General features: G+C 47.6%; 11 protein-coding genes. 3 read left to right on the forward strand and 8 right to left on the reverse strand.

The window, feature by feature from the left end:
* Positions 1–282: 282 nt before the first annotated feature.
* From ACHZA1_RS16240 to rocD, 4 genes are all read right to left on the reverse strand, one after another.
* Complete coding sequence (locus tag ACHZA1_RS16240) at positions 283–2631, reverse strand: polysaccharide biosynthesis tyrosine autokinase (protein ID WP_320052910.1); 2349 nt, start codon at positions 2629–2631, stop codon at positions 283–285.
* An 8-nt stretch (positions 2632–2639) separates the two neighbouring features.
* Positions 2640–3416 (reverse strand): polysaccharide biosynthesis/export family protein, encoded by a 777-nt coding sequence (locus ACHZA1_RS16245; RefSeq protein ID WP_320052911.1) that lies wholly within the window; start codon positions 3414–3416, stop codon positions 2640–2642.
* Positions 3417–4066: 650 nt separating this feature from the next.
* Positions 4067–6109 carry a M13 family metallopeptidase gene (locus ACHZA1_RS16250; protein WP_320052912.1) on the reverse strand — a complete coding sequence of 681 codons (2043 nt, stop codon included), beginning with the start codon at positions 6107–6109 and terminating at the stop codon, positions 4067–4069.
* A gap of 209 nt (positions 6110–6318) precedes the next feature.
* A complete protein-coding gene (rocD, locus tag ACHZA1_RS16255) occupies positions 6319–7563 on the reverse strand; it encodes an ornithine--oxo-acid transaminase (protein WP_320052913.1) in 1245 nt (414 codons plus the stop codon).
* A 361-nt stretch (positions 7564–7924) separates the two neighbouring features.
* On the opposite strand from rocD, the gene ACHZA1_RS16260 reads away from it, so the two are divergent.
* A complete protein-coding gene (locus ACHZA1_RS16260) occupies positions 7925–8611 on the forward strand; it encodes a response regulator transcription factor (protein ID WP_320052914.1) in 687 nt (228 codons plus the stop codon).
* 103 nt (positions 8612–8714) lie between these two features.
* Here ACHZA1_RS16260 and ACHZA1_RS16265 read toward each other — a convergent pair whose 3' ends face one another.
* The 4 genes from ACHZA1_RS16265 to ACHZA1_RS16280 all read right to left on the reverse strand — a co-directional run bounded on the left by ACHZA1_RS16265 (position 8715) and on the right by ACHZA1_RS16280 (position 14034).
* Complete coding sequence (locus tag ACHZA1_RS16265; RefSeq protein ID WP_320052915.1) at positions 8715–10607, reverse strand: glycoside hydrolase family 13 protein; 1893 nt, start codon at positions 10605–10607, stop codon at positions 8715–8717.
* A gap of 227 nt (positions 10608–10834) precedes the next feature.
* Complete coding sequence (locus tag ACHZA1_RS16270) at positions 10835–11929, reverse strand: hypothetical protein (protein ID WP_320052916.1); 1095 nt, start codon at positions 11927–11929, stop codon at positions 10835–10837.
* Between the two features lie 272 nt (positions 11930–12201).
* Positions 12202–12633, reverse strand: coding sequence for an FMN-binding protein (locus ACHZA1_RS16275; RefSeq protein WP_320052917.1), 432 nt, complete (start codon positions 12631–12633; stop codon positions 12202–12204).
* A gap of 99 nt (positions 12634–12732) precedes the next feature.
* Positions 12733–14034 (reverse strand): hemolysin family protein, encoded by a 1302-nt coding sequence (locus tag ACHZA1_RS16280; protein ID WP_320052918.1) that lies wholly within the window; start codon positions 14032–14034, stop codon positions 12733–12735.
* Positions 14035–14456: 422 nt separating this feature from the next.
* Between ACHZA1_RS16280 and ACHZA1_RS16285 the strand changes: the two genes are divergently transcribed.
* Positions 14457–15785, forward strand: coding sequence for a TolC family protein (locus ACHZA1_RS16285; protein ID WP_320052919.1), 1329 nt, complete (start codon positions 14457–14459; stop codon positions 15783–15785).
* Between the two features lie 10 nt (positions 15786–15795).
* A complete protein-coding gene (locus tag ACHZA1_RS16290; protein WP_320052920.1) occupies positions 15796–16956 on the forward strand; it encodes an efflux RND transporter periplasmic adaptor subunit in 1161 nt (386 codons plus the stop codon).
* Positions 16957–16960: the final 4 nt, after the last annotated feature.

Here is a 16960-nt window from a genome sequence, read left to right on the forward strand (position 1 = left end):
CGTATTGCAAATGGAGCTAATTCAATCTTTGAGAGATTACTACCCAGCAGCTATTATCAGTTGCATATCAGCCATTAGCGTAGGGTTGCTTCTTTTGTGTTTCCAAAATTCATAAGGGATCTGCACGATTGGCTTACATGTAATGTTGCGAAAGGACGTGGAATAGGAATATGCTGCATGGTTGAGTAGTGCTGATGATTCACCTTCATCATAAAACATAAGAGAAAGAAAAGCCCAGCAAACAACCGATTTGCTGGGCTTTCTTTATAGCGTAATTAAGGTTTAGTTTTCGTAGTAGTCGTGCTTATTGTACTCTTTCCTGTAGTAGTTGCGATACTTTGAATAGTAACCATAACCTAACTTTGAGTCAAAGTCGTTGATGGTCATAGCGAGCTTATTCTTAAGTGATAGGTGGAGATCTTTGCAGTACTCAACAACATCTTTAGGTGATACCCCCATTCGAGTAACAAACAGTACAAGATCAACCAAATTGAAAATAATACGAGCATCGGATACAATACCAATTGGAGGGGTATCTATAATTATGCAATCGTAATGCTTTTGGGCTTCTTCTAGGAATTCTTTCATTCTTGGAGATCCAATAAGCTCGGATGGATTTGGGGGGATTGGTCCCGATACGGCAATCCAAAGATTCGGGATTGTTGTTGGGCTTATGGTTTCCTCAAAATAGGCATGGTTGCTCAGGTAGGTGCTCATTCCTTTATGGCTTGTAATTTCAAAGATCGCTTGAACTTTAGGCTTGCGGATGTCTAGCCCAACTAGGAGCGTTCTTTTTCCTGATGCCGCATATATTGCCGATAGGTTGCAGGCGCAGAATGTTTTTCCTTCTCCGCTTATCAGCGAAGTTACCATGATGATTTTGCTCTTTCCTTCTGCTATTACATAGTTAAGGTTTGTTCGAAGCTCCCTAAACGATTCGGAAATATGGGACTTTGGCCGTTCAACTACCGGTAGTTCGGTGGTTACTGCCGAATGGTTGAGGGTGGCGAGCATCGAAATGTCAGATAGGCTATCGGTAACCTCCTTAATGGTGCGAATCTTATCGTCGAAGTAATCGCGAAGTATTATAACTATAAAGGGTATAAGTAGCCCCAGAATGAACCCGAGCGTATAGTTCATGAGCGGTTTGGGCTGCTTTAGCACCGAATTAATCGGCATTGCAGGATCGACAACCTTACAGTCGGATATGTTGGATGCTTTTGCAATGGATGCTTCCGACTTCTTTTCGAGCAGATAGGTGTAGGTCTTGCTAAGCAAATCGTACAGCTTTGTTTTGTTTATAAGCAGCTGTTCGCTGCTTGGCAGTGTTGAAATTCTCGATTCTAGCTGGTTCATTTGCTTGTCAATATCCTCCTTTGTCATTTTATTGGTGACGATAAGGCTGTTGACCTTTTCCATTAATGATTCCTTAGCCCTGTTGAGCTTCCGGTTTACCTGAAGCATTGCCGGGTTGTTCTCCTTAACGCTTAGCTTCAGGTTGTCGCGTTCGGCAGAAATGGCGGAGAGCTCGTTAAGAATGGTGTTGAGCTGTAGGTCGTTTATGCCAAGGGTGTAGGGTGCAACAATGTCGGAGAAGTTCTCTCTTTTGGTAAGGTAGTTCTTGAGGTAGGCGTAGTACCTTTGGTTGATGTCGATTTCGGCCTTGGTGCTTTGCTGCTCCTTAAGCATGTCTAGCAGGATGTCGGATTCCTTGCTGATGTCAAGAATCTTATTCGTCGTTCTAAAGCTTTTTAGATTGGATTCCGCTTTATTCAAGGAGTCTTTCATGCCAAAAAGTTGGCCGTCGATGAAGTCGATTGTATTCTTGGCGATTTGGTTCTTCTCGTTGAGCTGTTGACGGATGTACACTTCCACCATTTTATTGAGGTAGTCGGCCTCCTGCTCGGCGGAGTTGCCCGTGGACGAGAGAGCTATAAGCGAAGCATTCTTATCGACTAGATCAACTTTTATATTATTTCGGTAGAAGTTGGCCAGCTTGTTTAGGTCGTTTCGGGTAACGGTTATTGTTCTCCCGATGAAGCTAGTGGGGGAGGTGCTTGTAGGAATGAGCCTGAACGAAAAGCTGCCAACGCTAACCTCCTCGAAGAACTTTTTGGGAGGGGTAGCTTCACTACCGTTATCACTGACCGTATATTTGTCGTTGCTCACAAATTCGATTTCAAGAGGGCGCTCTATTGGGTTGCGCTTGCGTTTGGTAAACTGGATGAGGAATGGCGCATCCTTATAAAGGATATGGGAGCGAACGCCTCCCCGGCCTTGAAGCGCTATGGAGGTGTGGAAATCGCTCAGCTCGTTGATGGTGCTGCTGGCTAAAGAGTACGATTTAAGGATGCCAATTTCGTTTTGAATGCTTTTGGTGTTGTTTACCAAGCTAAGCTCGGTAAGCAGCGCTTCGGCGCCGGTTGTTGTCCTATTCTTATCGTCGCGGATAAGGATGGTGGAGTTTACCTGGTAAACAGGCTTGGTTGTAAAGGTTATGGCGTAAGCTACGGCTAGGCAGATTGCCAATGAGGTGGCAAACCAGTACCAGTTCCGAATAACCATGTTTACATATTTCTTTACGTCGAGGCTCTGCTCGGTAGGGTATTGTTCAACTTCTCTTGGGTTCATTGTATTACTTATTTTACGATGTAGTTAAGCATTAGTACTAAGGTGGAAATGGTGCTTAAGAATATGGCGTAGGTGGGGATGTTCATCTGCGTTGTTTTGCCCTTACGGGGATCTACTACAACCACATCGCCAGGCTGTAGGTAGTAGCCCGGGTTGGAGAGAATGCTGTTTGAGGATAAATCGACAGGCATGGTGGTGTTTTCGCCATCTATATTGCGAACAAGTGTTACCATTTTTCGATTGGCGAAGTCGGTCATGTCGCCAGCCTGGGCAATGGCCTCCAGTATGGTAAGCTTGTCGTGGTAGTTGGTGATAACCGCAGGCCGCTTAACCTCGCCGATTACCGTTACCCTAAAGCTCATCAGTTTAACGATGACGATGGCATCGTTTACGTATTCTGACGCTTTCCTTTTAACCTCTTCCGTCAGCTGAGGGAGTGTTTTTCCGGCTACGTGAATTTTTCCGATAAGGGGAACCTCTACATATCCCGAATCATTAACCGAGTAGGTGTTTATGTACACGCCAACTTCGCTGTTAAATGCATATCCTTGGGCGGTGGTTGGGCTGTTGCTATTGCTAAATAGGCTGTTGATGTCCTTGTTTAGCATGCTGGTTACCTGGATGTAAAGTTCGTCGTTAGGGCTGATGTGGTAGTTGAGTGGTGGCGACTTTAAGGACGCTTTTGCTGATCCACCTTGCATGTAAAGAAGCTGGCTGTGCTTGTTGCACGAGCTGATGCCAACCGCAATAAGTAAAAGGAATGTAATGCTTGCTACTTTGTTCATGGTTAGAATAGTTAGAAATACCTACAATTCAAACAGCATTCTTTTTGAATTGTTTAAAAATTTTATATAAATCATTGTTTGATGCTTAATCTTCAGTAGAGGGCTGCTTGTTTCACTATCGTAGAGGCTTAGCCTATGGTTTTGTTGGATGGAGATGCTCAAATCGGGCGTATTGTGGGAGGATAAGAGTTATCCTCGCGTGGGAAAGAGTTATCCTCGCATGGGGAAGAGTTATTTATGCGTGGGGAAGAGTTATCCACGCGTGGGGAAGAGTTATCCATGCGTGGGAAAGAGTTATCCACGCGTGGGAAAGAGTTATCTATGCGTGGGAAAGAGTTATCCATGCGTGGGAAAGAGTTATCCATGCGTGGGAAAGAGTTATCCACACGTGGGAAAGAGTTATCTATGCGTGGGGAAGAGTTATCCACGCGTCGGAAACAGTTATCCACGGAAGGATAAGAGTTATCCACGCGACCGGAACAGTTATCCATGGAAAGGATAAGTGGGAGTCATTGAGGGTCCGGCGCTTAGAAAGTGAAAATTTCGATTGCTTGCCTGAATTAGAGGCTGGAGGTAGCCGTGGGGTGTAGAAATGCGAAAAGGGCACCCATTGCTGGATGCCCCCGTTTGTATAGCAGCTGTTTAATAGGCTACCAAACCCTTGCTCTATCAGCTGGTGCTATGTAGAGCGGATCGGTAGGCTTAATGTCGAATGCCTTATAGAAAGCGTCGATGTTGAATACGGCGCGGTTTACGCGGGCAATGGCAGGAGAGTGAACATCCTCCTTTAGGCGGCGCATAAGCTCCTTGTCGCGCATCTTTTGGCGCCAAACCTTAGCGTATCCTAGGAAGAAGCGCTGCTCTGGGGTAAATCCATCGATGGCAGCGGGTGCTTTCTTGCCTTTTAGCGATAGCTGGTAGGCATCCCAGGCAATGTTCATACCGCCGTTGTCGGCAATGTTTTCGCCAATGGTTAGCTCGCCATCAACATGTAGGCTATCGAGCACCTTAAAGTTGTTGTACTGGTTAACAAGAACTTTCGAACGATCGGTAAACTTTTTGGCATCCTCGTCCTTCCACCAGTTAATCATGTTGCCGTCAGCATCAAATTCTTTTCCCTGGTCATCGAACCCGTGAGTCATCTCGTGGCCGATAACCATACCGATGGCACCGTAGTTTACAGCATCGTCGGCGGTTGCATTGAAGAATGGGGGTTGAAGGATGGCTGCAGGGAATACGATCTCGTTGTTAAGCGGATTGTAGTAGGCGTTTACGGTTTGAGGGTACATGCCCCATTCGGTGATGTCTACAGGCTTGCCGTACTTGTTGAGGTTATCGCGAATCTGGAAGCGGTTTGCGGCCAGCACATTTTCGAAGTAGGAGTCGCGGCCGATCTCCATCGAGGAGTAATCCTTCCATTTGTCGGGATAGCCAACCTTAACCATTACCTTGGACAGCTTTTCGATGGCTTTTGCCTTAGTTTCGGCGCTCATCCACTCTACATTTTGGATACGTACCTTATACGCTAGCTTCAAGTTGTTCACCAGGTCAATCATGCGCTGTTTAGCTTCAGGAGGGAAGTGCTTTTGCACGTAAAGCTGACCTATGGCTTCGCCTAAATCTCCATCCACCTCGTTGGAGATGCGCTTCCAGCGTGGCGATAGCGTCTTTTGTCCCGATAGCATCTTTCCGTAGAACTCGAAGCTGGCATTTACGAAGTCGCTGCTAAGTGCCGAAGACATGCTGCGGGCGGTGTTCCAGGTTAGGTACTCCTTCCAAGTTTGGATAGGGGTAACTTTTAGGAGGCTGTCAACCGTTGAAAAGAACTTAGGCTGCATTACAACAACCTCGTCGTTTGATAGGTTTAGCCCTAGTGTGGTGAAGTACTGGTTCCATGGGAATGCACCGTACTTATTGGCAAGCTCTGCAGTAGGTACAGGATTGTAGAGCGCTACCGTATTCCTGTTCTCCAAGCGAGTGTTGGAGGCAACTGCTAGCTTGTACTCTAAGCTGTAGATGTTGTTGGCAGCATCTGTTGCTTGAACTTCGCTGTAGCCAAGTAGGGTGAAAACCTTTTTAATAAACGCCTTGTAGGCAGTCTGCAGCTCCTTGTTATGGGGGGTGTCCTTCACGTAGTAATCCCTATCGGGCATGCCAAGACCGCCTTCCCCAAGATACATCTTGTATATTCGGCTGTTCTTAAAGTCTTGCTCAATCCCCGAGCTAAATAGCGGGCTAAACCCGTTCAGGTGCATCTGGGTTAGGGCAAATACCAAATCGTTGCTGTTTTGGATTTGGTCGATTTGGTTGATGTACTTTTTGATTGGTTCAGCGCCCAGTTTGTTTATTTTGGTGCTGTCCATTCCAGAAGAGTAAAAGTCTCCAATTTTTTGAGCCGCGCTTCCTTTAGGTGAATTGGTGGTTGTAGCAGCTTCCAGAAGAATGTTCTGTACATCCTTGATGCTATTCTCGCGAAGGATGTCAAAGGCGCCAAAAGAGGTTTTGTCATCGGGAATGTTCAGCTTTTTGAGCCATTCTCCGCCGGCATATTCCACGAAGTTTACGCCAGGACGTACGTTTTTATTCATATCAACAGGGTCTAGCGCTTTGCTCTTGGCTTCGGGCTTGGTGCCGCCAAACGCTACTGTCGATGGTGCTATGGCCAGTAACATTAGTAAATACTTGTTTTTCATCCGTTAATTTTTTAAGGAGTTAATGAGGGTCAATAACCCGCGAAACTAGCAATAAAGACGCTTCAACCCGGGGAACGTTACATTAGAAACATGTTAAAATGCACTTCGAGATGTTTGTTCCCCGGTTTGTAAATGAAAAGAAGCCATCCCGCAACGCGAGGATAGCTTCCATGACTAATAGTTGTGTAGCAGTTTGTAGTTTGTGCGTTCTATATTTCGACAGGCTGTTTGCCGTTCTCGATATCTTTAAATGCTAGCTGAATAAGTGAGATTGCCTCTCTAAGCTCTTCCTCGGTGATTACCAATGGAGGTGCAAAACGAATAATATTACCGTGGGTTGGCTTTGCAAGAACGCCTCTATCGCGCATTGCTAGGCATACATCCCAAGCTGTCCTGCCATTCATGTTCTTAATCACGATGGCGTTTAGCAGTCCCTTTCCTCGAACTAACTCAATCATTGGCGAGTCGAAGTTGCGCATTTCGGTGCGGAATATTTCACCAAGGCGAGCTGCATTTTCTGCAAGCTTTTCATCTTTTACAACCTCAAGAGCAGCAATGGCAACTTTGCTTGCTATAAGGTTACCACCAAAGGTTGACCCGTGCTCTCCTGGTTTAATACATAGCATGATGTCATCATCGGCCAGAACACAAGAAACGGGCATAACACCACCTGAAATGGCTTTCCCTAGTATAAGAATATCAGGACGGACGTTTTCGTGATCGCAAGCTAGAAGCTTACCTGTACGGGCAATTCCGGTTTGAACCTCATCTGCCATGAAGAGCACGTTTTTCTTCTTACAAAGATCGTATGCTTTTGCAAGGTAGCCTTCGTCTGGAACAAATACGCCTGCTTCGCCCTGTATTGGCTCTAAAAGAAAACCTGCAACATTGGGATCTTTCAACGCCTTCTCAAGTTCTGCGATGTTGTTGTATGGAATCTTGATAAAACCAGGTGTAAACGGTCCAAATCCTCCATACGATTCAGGATCGTTGGACATGGATACGATGGTAATGGTTCTCCCGTGGAAGTTCCCGTCGCATACAATGATCTTTGCTTGATTCTCGGCAATTCCTTTTTTTACATACGCCCATTTTCGGCATAGTTTCAGCGCTGTTTCGTCGGCTTCGGCACCCGTATTCATTGGTAAAACCTTGTCGTAGCCAAAGTAGCTGGTTACGTATTGCTCGAATTCACCTAGTACATTATTGTAGAATGCGCGGGAGGTTAGTGTTAGCTTCTGCGCTTGCTCAACCATGGCTGCTACAATCTTTGGATGGCAGTGTCCTTGGTTAACCGCAGAATATGCAGATAGAAAATCGAAGTATCTTCTGCCTTCAACATCCCACATAAAAATACCTTTTCCTTTTTCGAGTACTACTGGAAGTGGATGGTAGTTATGAGCTCCATACTTCCCTTCTTTCTCAATAAAGTCTTTACTGGTTGGTTTAGTCATAGTGTCCATAGCGATTTAGTTTAATTTCACGCAATCTATAAAAAATTAGTTTCTATTAGTGTAATAAAGTAAAGATTGTTACAAAATATTTTACAAGTTATTGCGAATTGAAACCAATTTATTGTTGAATCGTTCTATTTTGTAGTTAATTATATTGTGTTGTGGTTTTCTGTTCTTCTTTAAAAATATCAGTAAGTTTTTGCTTTACTACATTTTTGCAGTTTGTTTTTCATCTTTGCATATGTTTTTGGTGGACTAAACTTGGATGGAAAGTTAGAATAATGTTAGCTAATCGTTAACTTTCGCATAATATTCGTTTGGTAGAATTGTACCGGGAAAAACAATTACTTAATATCAGGATATGGGAGAAGCGCAACAAAAAATCCTTCTTGTTGATGATGAAAGTGATATCCTCGAATTTGTAGGGTATAATCTTAAAAAGGAAGGCTTTGACGTTTATACCGCAACAAATGGCAGGGAGGCTATTCGTATTGCGTTGGATGTTCGACCTCAGCTGATAATTCTCGATGTGATGATGCCCGAAATGGATGGCATTGAAACCTGTGAGGAGATGCGCAAAATACCCGAGTTATCTAGTGCCGTTATTGCATTTTTAACAGCAAGGGGAGAAGATTACTCGCAAATTGCCGGATTTGAGGCTGGAGCTGACGACTATATTACCAAACCTACAAAACCAAAAGTTCTAGTAAGTCGTGTTAAGGCGCTTTTGAGGCGTGTTGAGCATGTCGGATCTAGCGATGTTATTGATAGAAGCGGTGCTTCGATTATTATCGATAAGTCGCGCTACGTTGTTATTAAGGATGGTGTAGAGATGGAACTGCCAAAGAAAGAGTTTGAACTACTTGCTCTTTTGTACTCCAAACCTCAAAAGGTTTTCACCCGCGAAGAAATTTTCAACACTATTTGGGGCGATAATGTAATTGTTGGTGATCGCACCATTGATGTTCATATCCGAAAGCTTCGCGAAAAAATAGGAGACGAGTACATTAGAACGATTAAGGGGGTAGGGTACAAATTTGTTGATTAGATATCCTGCATCTAATTTTGGTTCTCTCGAACTTAGCATTTATAATATAAAAGTAAAGCCCATTCAGCATTGCCGAATGGGCTTTCTTATGGTTAATGTACTTCTATTTAGATATAAGCACTACCGATTCCTTTGAATTTATGGTCACAACCAGCTTGCCTTTTATAGGCTTAAATAGCTTACCCTTATTTAGTGCATTGGCATAGCTAGTAAATCGGGTAGGTATGGACACCGTCTTAGGCTTATTTGATAAGTTAAAGGCTACGATTGCCTCACTCTTATCGAGGTTGCGGCTGTATGCTAGGATGCGGTTGGTCTCATCTGTTATAAGATACTTGAGAGTCCCCTTAACCAGCACCTCGTTGCTCTTACGCATATAGATAAGCTGCTTGTAAAAGTTGAATAGCGTTGAGTCGAAGGTAACCTTATCGACAGGTCTCGAAAGGCCTAATGGATGAACAACCTCGTCATCGAATTTGTAGTCGGGCCAGATAAGAGGTTTGCGGGTGTCTGGGTCATCGCTTCCCCACATTCCCATTTCATCGCCGTTCCATATTTGAGGAGCCCCTAGGAAAGTATACTGGTGAACAAGCAGCTGCTTCATTACCTTGTCTGTTGCGGCATCAGGCTTATTTACCTTGTAGGCTGAGTCGTCAAATGGTTTTGCGTTGAATTTGTACAAGCCTTTGTTGTATAAAGCTGTTGATAGGCGTGGTGAGTCATGGCTGCTCGCCATATTCATGTATCCTTGTGCTACCTCTGGACGTACAGTCTTGAATATGCTGTCCATTTGGGAAACAAACTCCTTAATTGGCATTTTGTTTGGGGCATCGTCAAATAGGTGGCGTGCGGTGCGGAACCAACGGTAATTCATGTTGGCATCGAATACATCGCCCTTAAGGAATGGGCGAGGATCGAGTAGCTTGTCGGGCCATGCTTCCCACCATACCTCTCCAACAAGGTACATTTCGGGGTTAACGTTGCGGGCTACGTTTCTAAATTCCCTCCAAAAGCCAAGGGGGAGTTCGGCTGCAACATCCAAGCGAAATCCATCTACACCATCTCCTGGGTTGCCGTCATTATTTGGATCGCCCCAGCGCTTTACGATAGCAAAGATGTGCTGCTTTACCTCGTCGCTATATATATTTCCTTCGTATGCCTTTAGTGCGGCGTTGCTTTGGTGCACGGTTTCCCGTATTTCGGGAAGTGATTTGGAATCAAACCATCCTTGATATGCGAATTCGTTTTCGGGGGTTGACGGATTGTCGAAACGATTTACGATATACCAATCTTTGTACCGGGAGTTCTTTCCCTTTCTCAATAAGTCTTGGAATGCCCAAAAGTTGGTGCCGGTGTGGTTCCACGAATAGTCCATGATAACGCGTATGCCGCGCTTGTGCGCTTCCTCAATCACTTTAAGAAACATCTTATCAGCATTGGTCCATACCCATTCCTTTGGATTATCGTAGTTCTCGAAGTTCATCATCTCTCCATCCTTTTGGGGTGTTGGCCCAAAGTTGCGATCGATATGATGCCAGTAGGCAGCATCGTACTTGTGAAGCGATGGCGCATCGTTAAGCGGGTTAAAGAAGATGGCATTAATGCCAAGATCTTTTAGGTAGTCGAGCTTGTCGAGAACACCCTGCAGGTCGCCTCCGTAGCGGCGGAACTGAACCTTAGAGGTAAAGCCTGTTTTGGGGTCGCTGAAGTTTGCCATCCACGCATCCTGCTTGTACCAGTCCTGCGTCCATGGGGTAACCTTCCATCCTGGTGGTACCTCGCGGTTGATGTAATCCTTTATGTTGTCGGCTGTCGGATCGTTTTTAGGATCGCCGTTGCGGAATCGTTCCACAAAGATCTGGTACCAAACAGCATTTTGAGCCCAAGTGGGAACATGTGTAAGCCGATCGTTGGAAAGGTTAGCGGGTTCGGTGGTTTGAGCAAATCCTGATCCTGCAAGGAATAACCCTAGAAGGGTTGCTAGCTGCTTCTTCATTTTTAGGTGTTGCTTTGTATGTTTTAAATGGTCGGAGCCAATTTTAGCTCCAATATAGTTATTATTCCAAATAAAAGCCATTTGGTTTACATTGGCAATAACCTTATTCGTATCACGGTTTTCTGAATTCACATGACGATTTTGCAGCGTCAGTGATTATTGGTTACGCATGGTTAAGCAAAAAGCCCAGCCTAATGGGCTGGGCTTTTTGCTTATGCTGAATTGGTTTAATCTTCGTAGTAGTAGTAACCATCATCGTAGTAGCCATCTTCGCTGTCGTAGTTTTCTTCAACTTCGAATAGAGGCTCATTTAGCAAATCTATGTTGAAGTAGAGCCCCGGTAGCCTTGTAGATATCCTCCAACGGTTGTGGTGCATGTAAACAAAAACGTTGCTGTAGTTGTCCCAGTAGATGTTTAGCCTAGGGAAGAAGACCCATCTGCGGACGAAATCGTAATCATCAGCCCAGTAAGGACGGTAGTGCCTGAAAGGTTGCCCGATTCGACTTTCTACATAGACAGCTGGCATATTGTGGTAATGGGGTGGACGAACTCGAATAATGCCGGAAAAGTAGGGCGCACGATAGATTTGGGTTTGGTGGTAAACAACGTAGCGGGGAGTGCCGTATCCGAAGGCTTTCCATCGGGTTACGTTACGGTTGTCCCATCTGCCCTCATAGCGACCTTCGTAGCGGTAACCGCTTCTGTGTTCGTTTCTGTTGTTGTCGTATCTGCGCTCGTATCCGCTATTCCTATTGTCGCTACGATTGTATGTGCTGCCTCTGTCGTAGTTGCGGGTTTCTACAGTTCGTGTAGTTGAGGTAACCGTACGGTCGGGTCTGCTATACTCGGAGCGTCTTTCGTTTGTTGTGGCGCTTTGGTTTCGGCTACTATTGTCGCTGCTGCTATTGCTGTAGCGGTTGTCTGGTGTTGACGTTGTGCGGGTGGTTTCGGATCTGCTCTCGCGTTGGTTTTGTGTGCGTGCCTGTGGCGCTTGTGCGGCAGGTTGTGCATCGTAGCCCGAACGCTGGTAGCCGCTTGGGGTGCTCGTTGCAGTAGACGATTCGCGGCGTGATGGCTGCGACCTTTCTGGTGTAGATTGCGATCTAGTGTTCTGCTCGGTACGTACGGTACTGCTCGATCTTTCGTAAGATCTCTCGGAACGGGCTGGAGATGGTGAATCGCGCCTTGCATCGCTGCTTGTGCTTGTACTGGAGCTTGTGCGCGAGCTGCGGCTGCTCCTTTCGTTTTGGGCTCCTGATGCAAAAGGTATGACCATTAGAGCCGAAAGGACGATGGTATTTATTGATAATGCTCTTTTCATGATCGTTGTTCTAAAGTTGTTAGTAATCTTGAGTGATAAAACTTCATTGAAGGCGCCAAAGTAGCTTTATTTTTAATTTTGCTGACTCAACTATTGTGCCATTCGTAGAAACTTTACGAAAAAAGATAAAAAGTTTTTAATAAGGAATAATGCCGCTGGCGTAAGCTGCTCATTGTACACTTACTTACAAAAAATGCCGGAACATGTCCGGCATTAGGCTCTGTACGTTTTACGCTTTGGGTTTGCACGATTACCTTCGTGTGTGGGCGCTTCTACTTCTTTATCTCAGCCTTTTTGAGGGCTTCCTGAAGCGATGCTTTTAGGAGGTTGTACGACCAGGTTGCCCCCGAAACGGCATCTACCTTTTCGATGCTTTTCTTCTTTAGGAGCTTCTTGGGGTAGGTTTGCACCCCCTCCCAATCCTTCCGGCACTGCTGTACGTACTCGTCGTTTCCTGTATAGTGCTTCTCGTACTTCTCGTCGAAGGGCTCGTTTTTTTCTTTATCCACGATCTTAAAGCAGACGTCTACGATTTCGCCGTTCTTAATGGTAACGGTGGTTTGTCCGTAGTAGGGCTCCTGAATGTAGATGGATCGCGATTCGCCAGAGTATACGCCATCGTTGTACTTCTGGGGTTTTCCTATAAAAGCAAATAGGGTTGCTGTTATAGCGAGAAATGAGCAAAGAATCAGTAACTTTTTCATTCGAAAAAAATTTAGGTTGTCCGAAGCTTGCTTGAATGTAAGTTTCGGCTTATTTGACGGAGTTTTTTCGAGTATGTGACGTATGAAAAGCGGGTTCCCCTACGGGTTTGTTCTGGTTTTTGATTTTTTGTTTCGGGAGATGAGAATTTTGTCGATGCGGTTGCCGTCCATGTCCATCACCTCGAAGGTGAAGCTCCGCCAGCTGAACTTGTCGGAGGCTTTGGGGATTTCTTTGAAGTGGTGCAGCATGAAGCCGGCAACGGTGTTGTACTCCTGCTGTATAGGCTCGTAGTCGTCTATTTCGAGGGCCTCGATCATGTCGTAGAAGAGCATTTTGCCGTCGACGAGCAGCGAGCCGTCGTCGCGGGTAACGATGGTTGGCTCTTCGCTGTCGGTGAAGTCGCCCACGAGCTCCTCCAGGATATCGTTAATGGTTACGATGCCCTCCACCTCGCCGTACTCGTTGAGCACGAAGCCGAAGTTATTGTGGGTTTCGCGGAAGCGCTCCAGCGCCTTGTAGGCCTTCTGGTTGTTGGGCAGGAATATGGCCTCGCGGATGCAGCTCTTAAGGTCGACGGCCTGCTTGCCTGCCAGCTGCCGAAAGAGGTCCTTGGTGTAGATTACCCCCAGCGCGTTGTCGATGTCCCCCTCGCAGATGGGGTAGATGGAGTGCTCGTGATCCACCATCTTCTGGATGTTCTCCTCGAGCGGGTCGTCGATGTCCAGCCAAACCACCTCGCTGCGGATGGTCATCAGCTTTTCGATGCGGAGGTCGCCAATGAAGAAGACGTTCTCCACGATATCCTGCTCGATCTCCTGGATGGTGCCGTAGGTGGTGCCCTCCTCGACCAGCGCCTTAATCTCCTCCTCGGTAACCTGCGAGGCCTCGGTCTTTTTCACCCCAAAGAGCTTGATGAAGATGTTGGTGGTGGAGCTGAGCAGCCACACAAAGGGGGCCGTGAGGCGCGATAGCACGATCATGGGCTTGGCGGCAAGGAGTGCAATAGCCTCGGGGTTGGCCATGCCGATGCGCTTGGGCAGCAGCTCGCCAATTACGATGGAGAAGAAGGTAATGATCACCACCACGATGGCAATGGCCATATCGTCGGCATAGGCGCCGTTTACGCCGAGGTTGATGAGCGTGCTTTTTATGGCTTGCGAAAGGGTTGCGCCCCCAAAGATTCCGGTAAGGATGCCAATGGAGGTGATGCCGATTTGGACGGTGGATAGGAACTTGTTGGGATGCTCGCTGAGGCTGAGCACCTTCTTGGCGGTGTGGTTGCCCTTGCGGAGCAGCTCCTCCAGCCGCGATTTTCGCGACGAGACAATGGATATCTCGGCCATGGCAAATAGCCCGTTTAGGATAATCAGGAGGGCGATAATAGCAATCTCTTCTACCATTTTTATTTTGCTGATGCTTACTCCGCTAAAATAGCTTCGATTTGGAGAAAAAACTAGCGTCAGCTTGCTTTTCGTCGATTATGGGATTAGCCTGATTTTAGGTTTGTACTAACACGCGTCCGTGTTTGTGCTTTTAGGTAGAGGTTTGTACTAACACGTGGCCGTGTTTATGCTTTTGGGTAGAGGTTTGTACTAACACGCAGCCGTGTTTGTGCTTTTGGGCGGTGGTTTGTACTAACACGCGTCCGTGTTTGTGCTTTCGGGTAGAGGTTTGTACTAACCTAATGCAAGGTATTATGGACCGCCCTTTCGTCGATTGAATGGAGGAATCCGTCGATGCATCGGGTGGTTGCATCTATTTTGCTGGGTTTGCCTTTATCGGTAGCGTATGTTTGCCCCATAATCAACAGAAAGATATGGGCATGAAGATAACAACTCGATTGAAGTGCGTGCTGCTAGGCCTTCTGCTCGCCTCTAGCGTTGCGGGCTACTCGCAGGGCGAAAGGTGGACTCTAAACCGCTGCATCGCGTATGCGCGAGCAAACAATATCAAGGTAAAGGCGGCATCGCTGAGCAGCGAGAGCGTGGGCATCGACCTCAAGGAGGCGCGCGCCCAGCGGCTTCCCTCGCTGCAGCTTGCATCCTCGCAAAGCCTGGTTAACCAGAAGGAGCCCAACTCGGCGGGCGACTACGCCAGCAAGGCGAAGTATACGGGCAGCTACTCGTTAAGCAGCAGCATGGTGCTCTACAACGGGGGGAAGCTTCGCACCAGCATTCAGCAGCAGGAGGTAAACGCCAAGAAGACCGAGAGCGATGTGCTGGCTGCTCAAAACTCCATCGAGCTTGCCGTTACGCAGAGCTACCTGCAGGTGCTCTATGCCAACGAGTCGCTAAAGACGGGCCTCAAAACGCTCGAAAGCTCCGAGGCAACCCTTAAGCGCGCCGCCGAGCTGCTCAAGGCGGGCTCCATCTCCAGCTCCGACTACGCGCAGCTGCAGTCGCAGTATAGCAGCGACAAGTACCAGGTAACGCTGGGTGAAAATGAGCTGGCGCAGGCCAAGCTCGAGCTCAAGCAGCTGCTGGAGCTGGGCGTAGGCGAGGCTCTCGAGCTCGACTTCCCCGAAATCAGCGACCGCGATGTGATGGTGGTCATCCCCTCCATTGCGCAGGTGTACGCACGTGCCGTGGAAACGATGCCCGAGATGCTTAGCAGCAAGTACTCCATAGATATGGCAAAGTTGGATGCCCAAAAGGCTTACGCCGACAGGCTGCCCACCGTATCGCTTAACGCTTCGGCAGGCACTGGCAGCTACTCCAACTCGGGCTACACGCTCTACAACCAGCTCAACAACGGCTTCAACCAGTCGGTTGGGGTAACCGTGGGCATCCCCATCTTTAAGAACCGCTCGGTACGGTCGAACATCGAGCGCTCGAACCTGCAGGCCAAGCAAGCCGAGCTTAGCTACACCAGCACGTCCAAGGAGCTGCAGAAAACGGTGGAGACGCTCTACCAAAACGCGGTGTCGGGGCAAAGCAAGTACCTTGCCGCCACCGATAAGCTGAAGTCGGCCAAGCTCAGCTACGAGCTGGTGCAGGAGCAGTTTAACGCCGGCATGAAGAACACCGTCGAGCTGCTCACCGAAAAGAACAGCTACCGCTCGGCCGAGGATGGCCTCATCCAGGCCAAGTACCAGTCGGTGCTCTCGCTAAAGCTGCTAAACTTCTATCAAAACCAACCCATAACCCTTTAAAAGAAATCGCATGAAACGAAAAGCAATACTAGTTGCTGCAGCCGCAATATTCGTCGTACTGATACTGCAAGTCCCTAAGCTGTTTTCCACGGATAAGCAGCCCACAAGCTACCAATTCGAGAAGGTGAAGAAGGCAAGCATCGAGAAAACGGTAACGGCCACCGGAACCATAGAGCCCATTCTTCAGGTAGAGGTGGGCACGCAGGTATCGGGGGTGATCTCGAAGATCTTTGTTGATTACAACTCGCACGTAAAGCGTGGCCAGCTGCTTGCCGAAATTGATAGGACTGTTCTTGAGTCGGAGCTCATCTCCCGACGCGCCGATCTACGCTCGAACAAGGCGGAGTACGACTACCAGAAGAAGAACTTCGACCGCGTTGCGGGGCTGTACCGTAAGAATCTGATAAGCCAGAAGGAGTACGAGACCGCCGAGTATGAGTGCTCGAAGGCCAAGGCAGCCTACGACAAGTCGCGCTCGGATATGCTGAAGGCAAAAACCAACCTCAGCTACGCCTCCATCTGCTCGCCAATAGATGGGGTGGTGCTCTCGCGCGCCGTTGATGAGGGGCAAACCGTTGCTGCCAGCTTCAACACGCCAACGCTCTTTACCATTGCCAACGACCTAGAGAAGATGCGCGTAATAGCCAATGTTGACGAGGCCGATATCGGAGAGGTAAAGGCTGGGCAACGGGTAACCTTTACCGTAGATGCCTTCCCCGACGATGTATTTAACGGCGAGGTTACGCAGGTAAGGCTCGAGTCCACCACCGTTTCGAACGTGGTAACCTACAAGGTGGTGGTTAACGCCCCCAACCCCGAGCTTAAGCTTAAGCCAGGACTAACCGCCAACATCACCATTATCACCAGCGAAAAGAACAACATCCTGGTGGTTCCTTCGAAGGCGTTTAGGTTTAACCCGAACGAGGGGGCACCGGGGAAGACAAACCCAGCCGCCGATGTCAAAAATATTTGGGTGAAGACCGCCAAAGGCATAAGCCCCCAGAAGGTGAAGGTGGGGATAACCGATGGTGTAAGCACCGAAATTGTTAGCGGACTACGCGAAGGTGATGCTGTTGCCGTATCGGTTCTATCGGGTAACGAAAAAAGCGTAACGGGCGGCGAGCAGAAGGAGTCGAGCCCCTTTATGCCCAAACGACCAGGACAAAAGTAGACGC

This window comes from uncultured Acetobacteroides sp., assembly GCF_963667355.2.
GTDB lineage: Bacteria > Bacteroidota > Bacteroidia > Bacteroidales > ZOR0009 > Acetobacteroides.